18 protein-coding genes are annotated in these 18,676 nt (G+C 61.5%); 2 read left to right on the top strand and 16 right to left on the bottom strand.

Annotated elements, in window-relative coordinates; all coding sequences use genetic code 11:
• Positions 1 to 33 precede the first annotated feature (33 nt).
• The 8 genes from BJI67_RS15230 to BJI67_RS15265 form a co-directional block, all read right to left on the bottom strand.
• Positions 34 to 1,272, bottom strand: coding sequence for an MFS transporter (locus BJI67_RS15230; RefSeq protein ID WP_197513164.1), 1,239 nt, complete (start codon positions 1,270 to 1,272; stop codon positions 34 to 36).
• The gene (locus tag BJI67_RS15235) at positions 1,273 to 2,823 is read right to left on the bottom strand and encodes a DHA2 family efflux MFS transporter permease subunit (protein WP_070073764.1); all 1,551 of its coding nucleotides are present in this window, start codon (positions 2,821 to 2,823) and stop codon (positions 1,273 to 1,275) included.
• Positions 2,816 to 3,916, bottom strand: a complete 1,101-nt coding sequence (locus BJI67_RS15240; RefSeq protein ID WP_083250937.1) for an HlyD family secretion protein — start codon at positions 3,914 to 3,916, stop codon at positions 2,816 to 2,818. The genes BJI67_RS15235 and BJI67_RS15240 overlap by 8 nt, the downstream gene beginning before the upstream one ends.
• 198 nt (positions 3,917 to 4,114) lie before the next feature.
• Entirely contained in the window at positions 4,115 to 5,491 is a 1,377-nt protein-coding gene (locus tag BJI67_RS15245; RefSeq protein WP_070073766.1) for a TolC family outer membrane protein, read from the bottom strand.
• Positions 5,492 to 5,540: 49 nt separating this feature from the next.
• Positions 5,541 to 6,314, bottom strand: a complete 774-nt coding sequence (locus BJI67_RS15250) for an MlaA family lipoprotein (RefSeq protein ID WP_197513166.1) — start codon at positions 6,312 to 6,314, stop codon at positions 5,541 to 5,543.
• Positions 6,315 to 6,448: 134 nt separating this feature from the next.
• The gene (locus BJI67_RS15255) at positions 6,449 to 6,946 is read right to left on the bottom strand and encodes a GbsR/MarR family transcriptional regulator (protein WP_070073768.1); all 498 of its coding nucleotides are present in this window, start codon (positions 6,944 to 6,946) and stop codon (positions 6,449 to 6,451) included.
• A 78-nt stretch (positions 6,947 to 7,024) separates the two neighbouring features.
• Entirely contained in the window at positions 7,025 to 7,588 is a 564-nt protein-coding gene (locus BJI67_RS15260) for a mismatch-specific DNA-glycosylase (RefSeq protein WP_197513168.1), read from the bottom strand.
• Positions 7,567 to 8,007 (bottom strand): response regulator, encoded by a 441-nt coding sequence (locus BJI67_RS15265; protein WP_070073769.1) that lies wholly within the window; start codon positions 8,005 to 8,007, stop codon positions 7,567 to 7,569. Before BJI67_RS15265 ends, BJI67_RS15260 begins: the two co-directional genes overlap by 22 nt.
• 138 nt (positions 8,008 to 8,145) lie before the next feature.
• Between BJI67_RS15265 and nhaA the strand changes: the two genes are divergently transcribed.
• Both nhaA and BJI67_RS15275 read left to right on the top strand, forming a co-directional pair.
• A complete protein-coding gene (gene nhaA, locus BJI67_RS15270) occupies positions 8,146 to 9,534 on the top strand; it encodes a Na+/H+ antiporter NhaA (RefSeq protein ID WP_070073770.1) in 1,389 nt (462 codons plus the stop codon).
• A gap of 11 nt (positions 9,535 to 9,545) precedes the next feature.
• Entirely contained in the window at positions 9,546 to 10,127 is a 582-nt protein-coding gene (locus tag BJI67_RS15275) for a thioredoxin family protein (RefSeq protein ID WP_070073771.1), read from the top strand.
• A gap of 18 nt (positions 10,128 to 10,145) precedes the next feature.
• Here BJI67_RS15275 and BJI67_RS15280 read toward each other — a convergent pair whose 3' ends face one another.
• From BJI67_RS15280 to BJI67_RS15315, 8 genes are all read right to left on the bottom strand, one after another.
• The gene (locus BJI67_RS15280) at positions 10,146 to 11,528 is read right to left on the bottom strand and encodes an FAD-dependent oxidoreductase (RefSeq protein ID WP_070073772.1); all 1,383 of its coding nucleotides are present in this window, start codon (positions 11,526 to 11,528) and stop codon (positions 10,146 to 10,148) included.
• A 3-nt stretch (positions 11,529 to 11,531) separates the two neighbouring features.
• Positions 11,532 to 11,912 (bottom strand): DUF302 domain-containing protein, encoded by a 381-nt coding sequence (locus BJI67_RS15285; protein WP_070073773.1) that lies wholly within the window; start codon positions 11,910 to 11,912, stop codon positions 11,532 to 11,534.
• Between the two features lie 44 nt (positions 11,913 to 11,956).
• Complete coding sequence (locus BJI67_RS15290; protein ID WP_070074205.1) at positions 11,957 to 13,087, bottom strand: acyl-CoA dehydrogenase family protein; 1,131 nt, start codon at positions 13,085 to 13,087, stop codon at positions 11,957 to 11,959.
• 23 nt (positions 13,088 to 13,110) lie between these two features.
• Positions 13,111 to 13,659: an OsmC family protein gene (locus BJI67_RS15295; protein ID WP_070073774.1), complete on the bottom strand. Its 549-nt coding sequence runs from the start codon at positions 13,657 to 13,659 to the stop codon at positions 13,111 to 13,113.
• Positions 13,660 to 13,827: 168 nt separating this feature from the next.
• The gene (locus BJI67_RS15300; protein WP_070073775.1) at positions 13,828 to 15,408 is read right to left on the bottom strand and encodes a sigma-54 interaction domain-containing protein; all 1,581 of its coding nucleotides are present in this window, start codon (positions 15,406 to 15,408) and stop codon (positions 13,828 to 13,830) included.
• Between the two features lie 166 nt (positions 15,409 to 15,574).
• Positions 15,575 to 16,444, bottom strand: coding sequence for a sulfurtransferase (locus tag BJI67_RS15305; protein WP_070073776.1), 870 nt, complete (start codon positions 16,442 to 16,444; stop codon positions 15,575 to 15,577).
• Between the two features lie 103 nt (positions 16,445 to 16,547).
• Positions 16,548 to 17,381, bottom strand: a complete 834-nt coding sequence (locus tag BJI67_RS15310) for an ABC transporter permease (RefSeq protein WP_070073777.1) — start codon at positions 17,379 to 17,381, stop codon at positions 16,548 to 16,550.
• Entirely contained in the window at positions 17,378 to 18,667 is a 1,290-nt protein-coding gene (locus BJI67_RS15315) for an ABC transporter substrate-binding protein (protein ID WP_070073778.1), read from the bottom strand. Before BJI67_RS15315 ends, BJI67_RS15310 begins: the two co-directional genes overlap by 4 nt.
• Positions 18,668 to 18,676 lie beyond the last annotated feature (9 nt).

Consider the following 18,676-nt stretch of genomic DNA (forward strand, 5'->3'; position numbering starts at 1 on the left):
GCGTTCGATGCTCCAGAGCGTGCAGAGTCTAGCCTATCCCGCTGCTCGGCGTCCCGGATCGTGTGCGCGGAACAGCCGGTGGTAAAGATAGAGATAAACACCCTGCAGACCGGCGGCGAGCAGGAAGGGCGGCAGCAGCATGCCGGCCTGAAAGAAGGCCCCGGCGACGACCGGTCCCACCGCCAGCGGCAGCATCATCGAGACGGTATTGAGACTGGCAGCTAACCCGCGCCGGTCGTCCCCGACCAGGCTCACGCCGAGCGCCTGACGAGCGCCCACCGTGCCGCGATTGAGGCCAGAGCGCAGCACATAGAAAAAACCCGCCCAGAAGAAGCTCGGCGCCAGCGCCATGGGAATGAGCAACAGCAAGCCGACCAGGCGTGGCCATACCACCGCGTCCACCACACCGATGTGTCGACTCAGCCGGCCGGCGATCAGTGAGGCCAAGCCGGTCACCACGAAGGCCAGACTCATCATCGGCGCGATCGCCGCCGGACCGACGCCGAAGCGCAGTTCGAACCAATAGGCCATCAACGGCCCGATCAAGCCGATGCCCAGGCCGTTGATCGCGTTCACCCCGACCAGACGCAGCAGGAGACCGTTTTCGCGCAGCCGCCGGTCAGCCCGCCCGGTATCCGGTTCCGCGCCCGCTGGTGCCGCGTCACGTCGCAAAGGGTCCGCGGCGCCGTACAGCAACGCAAAGCAGGCGAACGATCCCAGCAGCACGATCACGAACAGCACGCGGTAATCCTCCGCCGGAGGATGGCCGGAGTGAATGAGCCCCGGGATCATCGCGCCGAGCGCACCGAGGGCCATGCCGAAGAAGCCGAGCGCCGTATTCAGGCTGAACACGCTGCCGCGCAGTGCGGGGACGATCTCGCCGGCCAGCCAGGACTGCTCGACCGGTGCGAACGGGCCGGGGCTGCCGTTGGCGCCTCGCCCGAAGCCGCCGATCACCGCGGCCAGTGCGATGAGCGCAGGCTGCTGACTGAACAGCGCGACCAGCGCCGCCGCCATCTGGCTCAGCTCGTAGCCCAGCAGGAAATGTCGTCGCCCCAGACGGTCCGACAGGGGACCCAACAGCAGGGTCAGCACGCCGCCGAACACGAGTCCGCCCATGAACACCGAGCCGATGGCCACCGGCGACCAGTGCAGGGCGTGCAGATACAGCGCGAAGTCGACCACCAGCGCACCCTGACCGACGCTGCGCAATGCACGGGCAGCGATCAGACGCCGTGCAGTGGAACTGATGGGCGGGTTGGCCTGCAGCACCTATTCGGCCGTCGCCGGCGGCGCGCCGCGGGCGGGCGCGAACGGCGGCTTGGCGAACCAGACCATGCCCATCAGGAACAGGAAGATCCAGCCCGAGAGCCAGAAGAAATCGTTGGTGGACAGCATGAAGGCCTGTTGCGCAACCAGACGTTCGACCACACCGTAGCCGGCTCCCGTGGTGAACCCGTGCGCATGCAATTGGGCGAACGTCTGCTGCAGCGTCTGATCGGCACTCGTCAGATGCTCCATCAGTCGTGTGTCGTGCAACGTCGCACGGCGGTCCCATAGGGTTACGCTGAGCGAGGTGCCGAAGCTGGCACCGACGGTACGCAGGAAATTCAGCAGACCCGAGGCGCTGGCGACACGCGACTGCGGCAGGCCGGCCAGCGACATCGCGGTCAGCGGGATGAAGAAGGTGGCGATGCCGATACCGAGATAGATGCGTGGATCGATCAGCTGCCAGAGGTCCACCTGGGTGGTCAGACTGCCCAGCCAGAAGGAACATATCGAAAACACCAGGAAGGCCACGGTGACGAACAGGCGCAGGTCGACTCGATGCAGATTGCGTCCCACCATCGGCGACAGCACGATGGCAAGCAGCCCGACCGGTGCCGAGGCGATACCGGCCCAGGTCGCGGTGTAGTTGAGCTGGGTCTGCAGCCACAGCGGGAAGATCACGATGCCGCCGAAGTAAACGCCGAAGCCGAGCGTGATCGCGATGGCGGCGACGTTGAAGTTGCGGCTCTTGAACAGGGTCAGGTCCACGACCGGGTGTGGGTCGTACCATTCCCAGATGATGAACAGCACGATGGCAATCAGCGCGGTGATGCCCAGCGTCAGGATGAAGCTCGAACCGAACCAGTCGTCCTGATTGCCGTTGTCGAGCATGACCTGCAGCGCGCCGACTCCGACGATCAGCAGCGCCAGCCCGACTGCATCGATCGGCAGGCGACGGCGCGGCGTCTCGCGGTTCTTGAGCAGCGACCAGGCCACCAGGATCGAGAACACGCCGACCGGGATGTTGATGTAGAAGATCCACGGCCAGCTGTAGTTATCGGTGATCCAGCCACCGAAGATGGGCCCGAGGACCGGGGCAACCACGGTCGTCATGCCCCAGATCGCCAGTGCCAGCCCGCGCTTGTCCGGCGGATAATTATTCATCAACAGGCTTTGCGACAGCGGGATCATCGGCCCGGCGACGGCGCCCTGCAGCACGCGCAGGAACAGCAGCACGGAGAAATTTCCCGCCAGCCCACAAAGCATGGAGAACAGAGTGAACAGGCCGGTGCAGGCGACGAACAGGCGCACCTCGCCGAAACGCTGCGCCAGCCAGCCGGTGAGCGGCACGGCGATGGCCGTGGACACCACGAAGGCAGTGATCACCCAGGTCCCCTGATCGGGGCTCACGCCGAGATCGCCTGCGATGGCCGGCACCGCCACGTTGGTGATGGTGGTGTCGAGCACGTTCATGAAGGTGGCGAGCGCGAGCGAAAGCGTGAGCGCGGCAAGCGTCGCTCCCTGATAGGGCTGCGGCAGCGTCTCCTCAGCCATGGCTGGATGCGGCATCCCCGCTGTTGGCGCGGATGATCCGCGCGACCAAGGCGCGGGCGCCCTTGAGCTGGTCGGCGTACACGTTCGTGTTCGGACCCTGCTGCGCACGCGGCACCGTCGCCAGACTCTTGCCGTGCGGATTGCGGATATCGATGCTCGCACGCATCGACAGGCCGAGGCGCAGCGGGTGCTGCCTAAGCTCGTCCGCCGGCAGCGAGATGCGCACCGGCACCCGCTGCACCACCTTGATCCAGTTGCCGGTGGCATTCTGCGGCGGGAGCAGCGAGAACACCGAGCCCGTGCCCGGCATCAGACCGACGACGTGGCCGTGATAGACCACCCCGCTGCCGTAGAAATCGGAGGTCACACGCACCGGCTGGCCGATGCGCACGTCGCGCAGCGAGGATTCTTTGAAATTCGCGTCGACCCACACGTCCGCCAGCGGGATCACGTCCAGCAGCGCGCCCCCGGGCTTGACCTGCTGCCCGACCTCCACACCGCTGTCGGCCACGTAGCCGGTGACCGGCGACACGATGCGGGTGCGCGCGCGGTTGAGATAGTCCGCGCGCACGGTCGCCGCCGCCTGTCGCACGATCGGGTTGTCGGCCAGCGAGCTGCCCGATACCGCCGCCTGGGCACCGGCAAGCTGGGCCTGATCGTAGGCGAGCTTGTGCTCCGCTACCCGCATCTCGGTCTGCATCTGCTGGGCCTGCTCCGCCGAGGTCATGCCCTTGTGCAGCAGGCGTTGCTGACGCCGGGCGTTGTCCGTGGCGAGCTTGAGCTGCGACCGGTCCATGGCCATCGCGGCCTCGAGCGCATGCACCTTGGCGAAAGCCTCGCGCACCTGACGCACCGCCGACGCCAGACGCGCCTCGGCCTGAGCCAAGGCGATGTCCGCGTTAGCGGTATCCAGCTGCACGAGCACCTGGCCGCGCTTGACGAAATCCGTGTCGCGCACGTCCACCGCCACCACCGTTCCCGCTACCTGCGGCGAAACGGTGATGCGGTCGCCGTGCACGTAGGCGTCGTCGGTGCTCACCGCGTAGCGGCCGACCAGCAGGTAGTAGCCGCCCCAGGCCAGGCCGGCAATCATGAAAACCACTAATGCTAAACGGAGTGCACGAGCGCGACCCCGCGATTTTGGAGTCACTGCATCCTTGTCTGAATTCGACACGGGAATTCTCCTTGCGGATTCTGTAGACCGGCTCGAACGTGCCGGTACTTGTCCATGCGCACCGCATTCCCACTGGAAGTCGATGCTGCCCCGGGGTTACCCGAGGTGGCTTGGCCCCTATGGCCCCGCGGCATCGTCCGCCGAGGGCGGTGGTGTAGGACCGAGATAGCCGTTGATGTGCTCAATATCCGCCATCGACAATGTGCCGGCGGCCTGCTTGAGCAGCAGTGTATTGACCAGATAGTTGTACCGCGCCTGCGCATACTCGCTCTGTGCCTTGTACAGATCGGATAACGCTGTCAGCACATCGAGCGAGGTTCGCGTCCCCACCTTGAAGCCCGCCTCCATCGACGCCACCGAGGCTTCGTTCGAGGCCACGGCCTGACGCAGTGCCTTGACCTGACTGATCGACGACTCTACGTCGAGAAATGCCGAACGCGTCTGACGCACGGCCTCGCGTTGTTGTCCTTTGAGCAACTCAGCCGTCTGCAGATATTTGTACTGCGCCTGGTCGGTCAGCGAATCGACGCGCAGGCCGGAAAACAGGGGCACTTGGATCTGTAACGCGATGATGTCGTTGGTGGTCTTGCCAGACTCCAGGCCGGCGTTGGCATCGTTGTAGGCCCGGCTCGCGACGAGATTGAGCGTGGGATAGTGGCCTGCGCGCTGTATGCCAACCTCTTCCTGTGCGGCTGACGTCGCGTAACGTGCAGCCACCACGCTCAGGTTCTGTTGCAGAGCAGCCTGAACCCAGGCGTGCAGCTTGTCGGGCTTGGGCGAGAGCAGCGGCAGGTCGCGCGCCAGCGGATCGAGTTGCTCATTTTCCTGTCCGGTCAACACGGCCAGGGCTTCGCGGGCATTATCGACCTTGCTCTGCGCCTGAATCACCGATGCACGCGCGAGATCGTAGCTGGCCTTGGCTTGCTGTACGTCGGTCACAGCCACCAATCCAACGTCGTAACGTTTGCGGGCCTGATCGAGCTGCCGCCCGATGGCACGCAACTGCGCCTTGCTGTAGCGCAGCTCGTCCTCCGCGGCGAGCACGGCGAAATAGGCACGTGCCGTATTCAGGATCAAGGTCTGACTGGCCGCATCCAGACGCGCTTGCGCGGCCGTGACGTTCTTGTCTGCCTGCTTGAGCGAAAGCCAGTCGCCATAGTTGAACAAAGTCTGACTCAGGCTGAGCGTGTAACCGCTGCTGCCGTAGTCATAGGTCGAATTCGGCAAAGATTGCCCGGCGATGCTGAAGTTTTCGAAACGCGAATTATTCTGCGCCACATTGGCTGACAGATTGATCTGCGGCAGCAGGCTGGAACGCGCCAGAGGGCGAGCCTCGCGCAGGGCCTTGTACTCCTGCTGCGCCGCGGCGAACTGCGCGTCGTTCGCGCGCGCCTGCTGGTAGACCTGCATGAGGTTGTCCGCCTGCGCTTGCATGCCCGCGCCCAACGCCGCGGCCCCCAGGATACCCACTACGATGCTTCTCGCCATCTTCATATCGATTCCTTCGCTGTGTGCATCGCGCCCAGGCGCGTTTCGGTGTGCATCATTGCCCGCCTTGCATTTCAAGCAGTTGACGCTGCAGCGGCGTCAAAGCAGGTTTCTTGCTCGGCGGCGGCGGATTGTTCTGATCCAACACGTAACGGCGGTGCTGCAGGTAGGCGTCGCGCAAGAACGTGTAGGGGTCGTATGCCTGATCGAGATTGGAGTCCAGCGGCAACAACTGAGCGCGCTCCTCGGCGACCTTGAGCCCCGTCAACGACCACGACACCGTCGTGTTCGGGTAATAGTACAGCGGGTTCAGGTAAAGGCCATCGACCACCGGCGACAGGCTGTTGCGCAGGGTGCTGGGACCGAAGAACGGCAGCACCACGTAAGGCCCCTCCGGAACGCCCCAGCGCGCGAGCGTCATGCCGATATCCTCTTCATGCGGCGGCAGTCCCCAGCCGCTGGCGACGTCGAACAGACCGAACACGCCGAAGGTGCTGTTGAACACGAAGCGCGTAAGGTCGCGGGCCGCCTGGCCGAGCTTGAGTTGCAGCAAGGCGTTGATCGTGACCGGCACGTCGCCCAGGTTGGAGAAGAAATTCGACACGCTGGTACGTACTGGGCGCGGTGTGACCGCCACATAGCCCTTGGCAACCGGGCGAACCACCGCCTTGTCCACGGTCATATTGAAGCTGAACATGGCGTGGTTATAGTCGCTCAGCAGCCCTGGGTTGTTCCCACCAGCGACGGGTGCAGAGGCAGTGGCACACCCACCCAGGGCCGGCAGCATCAGCACGAATGCCCAATGGGCCAGCCGCTTCACGTGACGCACAATGCGTTTTCCTCTTGAAGTCGTGGCGCGGAACCACGGGCGCCTCGCGTTCTGGCGAAAGGCGGCGATAAAGGATACGTTTAGTTCGGATGCCATGAGCACAGTCACAGCACGCCATCCAAAAATAGGGAGAATCAAGTCTGATGCGGCATGCCACCCGCCGCCTCGCTGGATGCATCCATTTCCGCCACCAGACGTTCCAGGTGCACAGTCGCCACTTGGTAGAACATAGCCATCTCCTCCAAGCGCTGGCGCTGAGCGGGATCGACGTCTGCGGGTAGCGCGGTCAGGGCATCCTGCACGATCGCGCGCATCTGACGCTTCCGCTCCAGATAGCCTCCGATCAAACGGGCATACGGCTTTTCCGCCAGCTGGTAATAATCCTGGCGATCGCCAGGCCGGCTAACCCGCTCGACCACGCCGAGTGAGGAAAGGATGCGTGCATTGGTACACACGCTCGCCCGGCTTACTTGAAGGCGCTCGGCGAGTTCTGAAAAGCTTACCGGCCCGCCGTTGAGTACCATGAAACCGAGCATGCGACCGGCAATACGCGTCAGACCGTCCGATTCAATGGACAGGCCAACCCGCTCGATGAAGCATTCAGCGGCTGATATCTCCGGGTGGGCATTCATGGGCCGAAATTCTATACGTTCTGTTCGTTTTGTAAAGACTGAACAAAATCATTGGCTGCTTCGCTCACGCGTCTGAGGTCACGCACCAAGCCTCAGCCAGGTCGCCAGTTCAGCGAGTTGGCGTATCAGTTCCGGCAGGGAATATGCGGCGTTCGCCGGGCTCGGATTGGGCGTCACCCAGACGGGCACACCGTCGATCGACTGTGTCTGCAAACCCCAGTCCCCATCGGCCGATGATCCCTCGGCATGACGCAGGTATTGTGCCCAGGGCGTGCGCCCCTGAAACCAGATCGCGCGCGGCGCCAGTCCGTGCAGGCGCATGCGCAGCGCCGATGCGCCCGCGCGGTAGTCGGCCGCACGTAACTGCGCTACGCCCGCGGTCGGACGCTTGACCAGGTCGGTGAAGCCGATGCGGTGCGCCTCGAACAGGCGGCGCATCGAGTCCGGGCTGGGCGAGAGCGTTTCGTCGATCAGGCCGGAGGCGTCGAGCATCGGCCAGAAGCGGTTGCGGGGATGCGCGAAATAGACCTGCGCGGCGACGGACGCGGGAGAGGGATTGAGTCCCACCGAGATCAAGCGCAACCCCGGCGCGAGCAGATCGGGCAGGGTCGCCGGCGGGATCAGCGGCTCACGCGGATCCACAGAACCTCGCCGTCGCGTGCGATCGGGCGTTTGGGGATCAGGTAGTCGGCACGGTACACGACGCCCAGGAAGAAACGGTTGAGGGTGAAGGCCCAGCGCGCATCCAGCGCCGTGGTCGCACTGGCCACCTGCCCGCGAAAGCCGATCCGACGGGCGTGACGCAGCACCTTGAGCCCGGCGAGTTCGGTCTCCATGGAGATATCGGTGACCACCGCGTCGTAGCGCTCGCGGCCGGCATCGAGCATGGCCATGCCCTCGGCGGCCGAGCAGGCGCGCTCGCAGGTGGCGCCGCGCGCAGCGAGGTCGGCGCTCAGTCGCTCAGCATAAAAATCGTTGTCATCGACCACCAGCACGTGTCTGAAAGCGGGCGACTCGCCCACCGCCAGCCCGTGCCAGCGCCGGATGGGCGTGGTGGACATGCTCGCCTCTGCGCCGCTGGGCGCGCTTGAAAGCAGCCGGCTTTGTAACCGCAGGCGGGGGTGCTGTCAAACCCGCCGCGCTGATCGCGGCAACCTGATAGGCTATAGACATAACGCTCTACCCCACCAAGCGGATCGATGAGCCGACACAGCCAAGAAGATGGCCGTATCCTGATGCCCTGGGAGCGCGCGCTGGACCGCGTCCTGACGCCGTTCGAGGAATTCATACACCATCAGACCACCGGCGGCATCCTGTTGCTGAGTGCCGCACTGATTGCACTCCTGATCGCGAATTCCCCGCTCGGGCCCGCCTATCAGCACCTGCTGCATACGAAAATTGCGCTGCACGTCGGCAGCTGGCGATTGTCGTTGAGCCTGCACCACTGGATCAACGACGGCCTGATGACCTTCTTCTTCTTCCTGGTCGGGCTCGAAATCAAGCGCGAACTGCTGGTCGGAGAGCTGTCCGACCTGCGTCAGGCCGCCATGCCGGCAATCGCCGCGGTCGGCGGCATGCTGGTGCCCGCGGCGATCTACGCCCTCAGTGTGCACGAGCCCCTCGCTGCGCGCGGTTGGGGCATTCCGATGGCAACCGACATCGCCTTCGCGGTCAGCGCCCTGGTAATCCTGGGGCGCCGTATCCCCTCCGGCCTGATCACCTTCCTGGTGGCGCTGGCCATCGTCGACGACCTCGGCGCGGTGATCGTCATCGCCGTGTTCTACACCGAGCACCTCGCTCTGGCACCGCTGGGCGCAGCCGCAGCCTTACTGCTGCTGCTGATCGGGTTCAACCTCGGTGGTATCCGCCACTCGCTGCCCTATTTCATTGTGGGGGCGCTGATGTGGCTGGCTATGCTGCAGTCCGGCATCCACGCGACCATTGCTGGCGTGCTGCTCGCGCTCACCATCCCCTCGCGGCCAAAATACAACCCGCAAAGCTTCTCGCGCGGCATCGCCGACCTGATGCAGAACTTCCAGTCGCATGACCGTGGCGACGGCAACATCCTCGCCAACCAGCACCAGTTCTCCGTGCTGCAGGCCGTCGAACAGCGCGCACAGAGCGCAGCGACCCCGCTGCAACGCATGGAGCATGGCCTGCACCACCCCGTCGGGCTGCTGGTGATGCCACTGTTCGCCCTCGCCAACGCCGGCATCCCACTGGGTCTGGGCGAAATCGTCCGCGCCTTCGACTCGCCTATCCTGTTCGGCGTCGCCGTCGGCCTCGTTGCCGGCAAGCTCCTGGGAGTCTTTCTATTCACATGGCTGGCTGTGCGTCTGGGTATCGGTCATCTACCGGCAGGCACGGATTTCCGCCACATCGTCGGCGTCGGCCTGCTCGCCGGTATCGGCTTCACCATGTCGATCTTCATTACCGAGCTGGCCTTCGCCGGTCAGCCGCAATCCCTGACCTATGCCAAGTCGGGCATCCTGCTCGCCTCGCTGATCGCGGGGCTCGGGGGATACCTTTGGCTGCGTTTCGTGGTGCCAGCCCCACCCGACCGCAGTCTCTACCGCACCGAAAGCTGAGGAATCACGCCATGGCACGCACGCCCTCCACCATGCTCGAACTCGGCACGCCGGCGCCGCGTTTCAATCTGCCCGAGCCCAGCACCGGACGCGACGTCAGCAGCGACGACTTCGCCGCCGCACCGGGCCTGCTCGTGGTCTTCCTGAGCAATCACTGCCCCTACGTGCACCGCATCCGCGAAGAGCTGGCCGACTTTGCGCGCGAGTATGCGGAACGGGGCATCGCCACGGTCGGCATCAACGCCAACGACGCCACCCGCTACCCCGACGACGCGCCGGAAAAGATGGTGGAGGAGGTCGAACGCTTCGGCTACGACTTCCCCTACCTCTACGACGAACGCCAGTCCGTCGCCAAGGCCTACCACGCCGCCTGCACCCCGGATTTCTTCCTGTTCGACGCCGAGCGCAAGCTCTACTACCGCGGTCAGTTCGACGCTGCCCGCCCGGGCAACGAGGTCGCCGTCACCGGGCGCGACCTGTGCGCCGCCTGCGACGCCCTGCTCGCGGGCGAACCGGCACCCGCGGAGCAGATCCCCAGCCTGGGCTGCAACATCAAGTGGAAACCGGGCAACGAGCCGGATTATTACGGATAATCAACTGGACGTTACCGGCTAGGTAATTTCGCTGCGGTACAGCAACGCCGCTTTTGCCGTTTGCTGTCCCGAAAGAGCAAACCCCATGAGATTTCCCTTCGCATCCCGGTAATCGATACGCGACCCGGCACCACTCGACTCCACCGACTCCCAGCTCGCCTCGCCCCAGCCACGGCAAACCGAAAGCGGCAGTGAAGGGGTCTTGACGGTGATCAGCGGTGGGCGCGACTCGAAACGCTCGCTTCCCCCAGACAGGTTGGCTGCGATCGCCTGCGCTTGTCTGCGGATGGGCTCGATATAGGAGTACACCCGCCCCTCGACCTCGGCACAGTCGCCAAGGGCGTAAATCCCCGGCACCGAAGTACGCATGAATGTGTCCACCCGTATGCCCTTGCCGACCGCAATTCTCGACTTCTCAGCCAGCGCAATATTGGGTTCGAGCCCTGCGGCGGACATCACCAGATCGGTTCGCAGCTCGCTCCCGTCTGACAGTAGCGCCCGGTAAGTCCGACCATCCCGTTGCAGCGCCGCCAGAGTGTTCCCGAACACCCAAACAACGCCTTTCTGGGCAAGGCGATGGCGCAGATCCTCGCTCAGTGGTCCCGGCAACAGATTTGCGAGCGGTCTGTCTCCCGGGTCGACCACGCTGACCGAGTACCCTGCGGCGCTGAGGTCTTCGGCAAACTCACAACCTATCAGGCCAGCACCGAGTACAGTGATGTGTCTGACCCCTCCCGCGTCGAGGCGGCTGCGCAGAATGCGGTAAGACTGGAGATCGTTGACACGCAGCAGCTCTTCGGACGCATCGCCGCTCACCTCAAGCTGCCGCTGGTGCGCGCCCAATGCGAGTATCAGGGCGCCGTATTGAATTCCACCCGAAGCAGTGATTAGGCGGTGCCGTGCCGGGTCGATGCGAATGACCCGGGTTCGTGTCCGCACCTGCATTCGCAGCGATTCGGCAAGGCTGTACGCATCGGCCTCAACGAGCTCATCGACACTCTGCCCGTGTGTCAGTGCAGTCGACAGGGCTGGCTTGGGGTAGACGTGCCCATCGCAGGCGCTAACCAACAACAGCGGCACGTCGCCATTGATCCTGCGCAAGGCCTTGGCAACCGACCAGCCGGCGATACCGGCACCGACGATGATAATATGATCCGCACCGCCCCGGCATTTCCCAGTCGGCGTGATCGATGGCGCTACGGCTGGCTCATCCGTGCCTGCCGCAACGGGTGATAGCGGTCGAAGGTCGCTCTTGCGCATGCCGCAAAGGGGGCAGAACCAGTCCTCGGGTATGTCCGCGTACCGGGTTCCTGGCGGCAAACCGGAATCGGCGTCGCCCAGGGCCTCATCGTAGACATATCCGCAGGCTTCGCAGACCCACTTCTGATAGCCGTCTTCCATGTCTCAATCCGGTGCTACGAAACGCAGGATGTCGCCGAAGATGACATCCAGTTCGGCCCCAATGCCTGACAGTTCGGCGCTGTCATAAGGCGCGAACGTCTCGCCGGGCATCCGACAGGCAACATGGGTTGCGCCCGCCTGTTCGTACACATGGATACGCAGCGGTATTTCAATGCCGGCCGGCTTGCTAGCCTGCCAGACACGGATAGCAAAATCGGGACGGAATACCTCGAGAATCTGATCTGCAGGCACCTCCTTACCCAGCTTGCGTGCATTCGCTTGCCCATTGATATGCGCAACGACACGCATATTGACAGCATCTATGCCGGCGAGCAGTTTCTCGACAACCGTGTCGACGCTTTCCGAAATAACGAGTTTTTTCATGGGATGGCTCGCTCGTCCTGCTTCTTTCTCAATACCGATTGGGTTTATTGGCCACGTTCCGCAAGCTCCTTGCGCAAGTGTTTGATCGCCGGCGTAACGATGGCAACGAAATAGGCTTCGCGCAGCTTGCGCTGGGCGGGTGCCGAGTCGAGATAACCTCTTGCCCCGGTATGCAGCATCGCCGACTGAGCGGCCCGCAAACTGAGCTCGCTAACGGCTAGGCGCAAGCGCAGGATTTCACAAAAGTAGTCGTCGTCCGCCTCACCAGGATCCTCGGCCAGGACCATGGCGGCTTCGCTCGCATCATCGAGCTCTTCGCGGAGCAGATCCGGCCGGTCGTCCAGATATTGATTGACGTGACCAAGCAGCGGTTCTACCTCGCGGCACAAGTCGATACAGGACTGGATGATGCCGAGCCCCATACCCAGCTGCAGCAGGACGATGCCGGCCCGACTCCTTCGCAGAAAGCCCGCGCCATCATGGTCGATCACCATGCTATCGGGAATGAATACATCCTCGAAAAAGCACGCATACGTGCGCGTACCTTCCAAGGCGGTGAAGTGAGCCGCCTGGCGTAGCGAAAAACCCTCGACGTCGCAGTCCACTAGCGCCATCACCGAGCGCAATTCACCATCCAGGGAAAATTGCGTACCGAAAACATGCCCTCGCCCAAGATTGGAAACCCAGGGCAGGCTGCCATTCACGATATATCCGTCAGCAACCCTGCGTCCCTTGAGCCGCATCGCTTCTATGCCGGCAAAGGCCTTCATCGTATTCGACATGCCTGTACCGCCCAGAGTCGTCCCGGAGGCCAGCGGCTCGATCCATGCCTCACGCACCTCATCGTTGACTGCATTCTGCAAATACCAGGCACAGGTATCCTGGCACCAGACTGCAAATCCGGTGGACAGGCATTCCTGAGAAACGCGAGCCATCGCGCGGATCGCACCAGGCAAACCAGCCGCAGCACCGCCCGCGACTGCAGGAAGATGCTGACGATAGGCACCGGCTTGCCCCAAACCACGCAGCACCGCCTCGGGATAGACACCCTCTCGATCGATTCGCACGGTCAGCGGCCTGAGTTCGTCCCGCACGAGGTCATCGATGGCGGAGTACAGACCGTCTGGCCCCGTCTTGTCAGCATGGTCTAAGTCACCCCGCAGGGACTCCTGCACGCTCCACTCCTCCACGTGGCGACTCAAGTCGGCTCGACGACGAGGTTGACGTTTCGGCGCAGGGTGTTCGCGACCGGCGACCACACGTTGGAATGCGCAACGATCTCATCAATGATCTCCTTGGGTGCGTCACCTTCGGCATCGATCTTTACACGCACATCCGTGAAACCCAGCGGCTTGGTCTCGTCGAGATCGCCAGTACCCCAGACTGCGGTGACGTTGATATCGCCCTCGAGGTACACGTCCAGCTTGGTGAGCCTGACACCCTTGGCCGTGGCATTTGCATGCACGCCCACCGCAAGGCAGGCTCCGAGCGTAGCCAATACGGCTTCGGACGGATTCGGTGCGTTGTTTTCCCCCAGAAGATGCGGCGGCTCGTCGATCAGCATCGGCGCCAGATCCCTGACATAGGTCTGCATGCGGAATTGACCTTCGCATACGGTCTTTGCCTTCAGGGTGACTACGGCATTGGGGTTGGCCTTACCTTTTTCAGCCAAGGCCGACAAGCCATCGCCATCAATGGGACGAAGGTAGCTTACTGATGACTTTACGGTTTCTGCAGGTGTGCTCATGCTCGGGACTCCGCTGTGAAATGGTTTTCACCCGAACTCAAGCAACGCGCATGCCAGAGGTTAATCTTCTGATTTTGTGTGAAATAAATACAATCCAGGAAACCTTGAAACCTGAATTGTCGACAATGTCCCGCCGAGTGGCGCGATTGTCCATATTGTCCCGCACGCCTATTCCGCAATCCCCAGCTTTTGCATGCGATAGCGGAACTGACGCGGCGTCAAACCCAGACTGATCGCCGCACGAGTCTTGTTACCCTGCTGCTGACGCAAGGCTTGCACGATGTCACCCATCTCGTCTTCACGCACCTTGGCATAGGGTCGCAACTGATCAACAAGCGGCTGTACGACCCGTGGCTGGGATGCAGTGGCGCTATCCTGCAGGGCTGTCGCCGCAGACAACTCGTGCGCAAGTATCGTATCGACCATATCGCGCGTTATCGCATGACCACCGCTCATCAGCACCGCCCGCTTGATGACGTTTTCGAGCTGCCGGATATTGCCCGGCCAAGCATATCGATCAAGACTCTCAACCGCCCCTGCTCCAAAGATTTTTTCCTGCCCAAATTCCTGATTGGCCGAATCCAGAAAATACTGCGCCAGGATGGCCACGTCTCCCTGGCGGGCGCGCAGTGCGGGCAGGCGGATCGGGAAAACATTGAGACGGTAGTACAGGTCCAGCCGGAATCTTCCCTCCTGAACAGCTTGCTGGAGATCCTTGTGAGTGGCAGAAACGATGCGTACGTCCACGGGAATGTCACGCGTCCCACCCACCCTTTGGATAACCTTGTATTCGAGCACGCGCAGCAACTTCGCCTGCAACTCCAGATCCAGATCACCGATTTCATCCAGGAACAGGGTGCCTCCCGAAGCGAGTTCGATTCGCCCCTGCTTGGTCGCACCGGCACCGGTGAATGCACCTTTTTCATGTCCGAAAAGCTCGGACTCAATCAGGTTGGCAGGGATGGCGGCACAATTGATGCTGACGAATGGCCCACCGGCACGCTTGCCGGCCATATGCTGCATACGCGCAAATCGTTCCTTACCGGTACCCGACTCGCCTAACAGCAGAACCGTGGTATCGGTCGTGGCCACCTGCAGCGCATACTGCACCGCCTCATGCAATGCTGGACTCTGCCCCAGGATGCCGTAACGTGCGCCAAGGCTTTCGAGCTGATTGCGCAGAAATTGATTCTTCGAGACCAGGTCCGCGGTGCGCTCCGCGACCATATCCTCGATCCTCAATACCTGCCCGATCAGGGTCGCAATCACCTGCAATAGACCGATATCGCTCTGAAATGCGCGTTCCCGTTTGCGCAGGCGATGCACAGCGAGCACGCCTACGGGCTTGTCCTCCCAGATGATGGGCACTGCGATGAAAGACACCGTTTCGTTCGGCAGCGTCGCCCGATCTACCGCGCGACGCAGGTAGGTGGGTTCATCGTCGATATCCTGAATCAGGGCCATCTGCCCCGTATCGAATACGCGCCCGGTGACCCCTTCGCCGATCACATAGCGGCCTCTTGCACGCTCTTCCGCAGTCAGGCCGTACGCATAGCGAATAGCCAGCGTCTGCCCATCGTGATCCGGCAGCAACACGCGGCCACGGTTCAATCCAAGCAACTGCGAAAGCAGGTGCAGTATGCCGTGAATCGCGCCAGCCGCATCGCTGCCGTGGGTAATCAGGCGCGCGGCCTCCTGCACGATCAGTAGATCCGATTCGGCCGTCGCGCTGTTCCTAGCAATGCCCATGCGAGACTCTCCTGACACCGAGGATAATTGTCAGGAGCAAAATAGGGGCCAACTCGGAATCCTGCACCCAGCCCCTCTGAGCCACAGTAGACAGTCCGCCCACCCCATCGACGCACCATACGATGGCAGCGCCGCCTCATTGGTGGGCGAACTCCCGCTTGGTCATTCAGGCAGCAGCCCAGGAGGCCGGACCCGACTCGATCGGCAGACTCGGGTCGCGTGACCACTCGTTCCATGAGCCGAAATAGAGGCGGACATCCTTCACCCCTGCCTGCTTGAGTGCGACAAAGGTATTGGATGCCCGAGCGCCCTTGAAGCAATAGAGGTAGACCCGTGTGTCGGGATCTATCCCTACCGTGCGGCACTCGGCTTGCAGCTCTTCCCGGTTCTTGAATACCTGAATGCCGTCCTCGTTCGGTTTCATCATGCGATACCACTCCAGCCAGACCGCCCCGGGTATGCGGCCCTTGCGCGGACAAAAGTCCACGCCATACGGCGATGAGCTGGTACCCACCCACTCGTCGACGTCGCGAACATCCAGAATCACAACCTGTGGGTCGTCAATGGCCGCCAACATATCCTCCTGCGTCAGCATCACACCGGCGGCCGCTTCGTCTATTGGGCAGGTCTTGGCAGTCGTTTCGGGCACGTCCGTTGTCGTCGACAACCCGGACGCGAGCCATGCATCGTATCCGCCATGCAAGATCGACGCACTGGGATAACCCAGAAATTGCAGCAAGAAATAACCTCGGCAAGACTGACCGAAGCCGGTATTCATGCTCTGCTCATACAGCACGACCGTCTCCTTGCCGGATACGCCTGCCGCACCAAAAGCCTCGGAAAACTTGCCTCGCAATGCAGCAAGCCCTTCCTTGGAGGAAGTCGCAAGATAAGTGAAAATTTCGTGGATATTTACCGCGCCCGGGATATGTCCCTCCGCATAGGCGGCAGGCGACCGAGTATCGACGATTACCGTAGAGACAGAGGCCTGCAGCTGTTGCAGTTCGCTGGGCGAAACAAGTGTATTGCCAGACATTACATTCCTCCTATTGGGATGTGCATCGATCGGATCAATATTCAATACGGATTAAATCCATGAAGTCGAATTGTCTACTTCGTGGGACGCAAACCGTGGCAACCTAGTCCTCGCGGTGCCAGCTGAACTGACGGATCATCGCGACGCAAATCGCATCAAGACAAAATCCAATGGCGCCGATGACCAATACGATGGCGGTCACCGTGCTGTAATCGAATTCATCGCGTGCATCATTGATCGCATAGCCCAATCCACTTGTGACGCCCAAGTATTCTGCAGGCACCAGAACGATCCAGGCGACGCCGAGCGCCAGCCGTATGCCCGAGAAAATATCCTGGGCAATAGCGGGAATAACGATCCTGCGCAGGAGCTGAAAACCGCTTCCGCCCAAATTTCTGGCAACCTTGAACCAAACCGGGTCGATGCGCCTTACACCCTGCGCCGTAGAAAACAATACCGGCCATACGGCAGCCATCGTGATCAGGAAAACAATGGCGCCATTCCAACTTGGAAATACCAGGACCGCGACCGGCATCCAAGACAGCGGACTGATCATCCTGAGAAATTGGAAGGGCACATGGGTCATTTCGCGAATCGGGGGCTTTAAACCTACCGAGATGCCGATTGGCACACCGATCACGATTGCCCAGAACAACCCCATCGCGATGCGATACAGGCTCGGCCCGGCGATGCCCCACAGTTGGCCAGTCATTATGAGATGCCACAAAGTGCGCAGCGTCGGCGCCGGCGCAAAACCACCGAAGGAAGATATACTGCGATCATGCTGCAGCCAGTATCCACCCAGCCACCACAATCCAAACAACACCAACATCCCAGCCAAGGGATAGAACACGCGTTTGCTCCAGCGAGCACCCCGGGGCCGGCCACGCATCGGAAGCGGAACCGCGGCCAGTGCCGCATCGCCTCCGTTGCTCATATCTTGACCACCTCATTCCGGAGATATTTGTCATAGGGGTCTACGCCATAGACCGTAGACCATTTGCGCCAGTCTCCATGACGCAATATCGCTTCCTTCACATACCGGTACTCGACAAGATCCTTGACCACGAAATCCGGATCGAGATTTTTCAAAAATGTCTTATCCCCCGTGACGACCGTCTTATTCATCTCCCTCACCATCAACTTGGTGGCAGACGGGTAGGGCCATGGCTGAAAGTCGATACGACCGTCGCCCCATTGAGCCACATGTTGTATCGCAGGTGGATCCGCATAATATTTTTCGTCATAAAATGTCATTGCCCGTTCGACGACCTTGGCCGGCATGGGCAGATACCCCTTCCCATCCTTGGACATCATGTGCGCCACTTCGCGTTTATGGCTCTGTGCATAGACTTCCGCGCGTACCACGGCATTCATGACCTTCTGCGTCCACGCCGGTTTGCGCGCGACTGTGTGTTCATTCATGCAGACGACACAACAAGGATGGTTTTCCCACATGTCACCTGAAAACCGGAGAATTTTCCCGCCCACGAATAGTTCGCCAGCGGCATTGAATGGCTCGGCAACGATATAGGCATCAATTTTCCTGCTTGCCAGAGCAGGTGGCATCTCCGGCGGCGCAAGCACGATGAGATTGACTTCGTCCTTTGCCAATGGCGCACTTTGCGGCTTGATCACCGCCTTTAGGCCGACTCGCCTAAGCGCCATCTGCAATAGTACGTTATGGGTGGAATACCAATAGGGGACGGCGACCTGCTTCTGCGCCAGAATACTGAATTCTTCAGGCCCGCGACCATCGAGTGTCTTGGCGTCGCGAGAAGACCAAACATGCGGTCCGACAAGCACACCGGAGCCGTTAACGTGTGCCCAGCCAGTGATTTTCACTGGAAATTTGTTGTTGTAACGCATCCAGATCGGTATCGGGATCAGCAAATGCACCAGATTGAATTTTCCAGCCGCGAAACTTTCAACGAGCGGAGACCAGCCTTGAATCAATGTAGGCCTGACGGATTCGAGTCCCTCGTCTTCAAAATATTTCATCTCATGGGCCACGAGTAGCGCAGTGGCATCCGTAATCGGCAGGTAGCCTATCCTGACCACATCGTCATCAGGCGGTGTATCTGCAAATGCGTTACCGGGAAAAAGTCCACTCGCCGCAGCCAACCCGCCGGCGGCCAGCAAATCCATGAGAAAATCACGTCGACTCATTTCATGCTGGAAGACATATTCCATATCCTTGTCTTTGCCTGCTAATTCATTCATCAATCAAGG

Source organism: Acidihalobacter aeolianus (assembly GCF_001753165.1).
Taxonomy (GTDB): Bacteria; Pseudomonadota; Gammaproteobacteria; order DSM-5130; family Acidihalobacteraceae; genus Acidihalobacter; species Acidihalobacter aeolianus.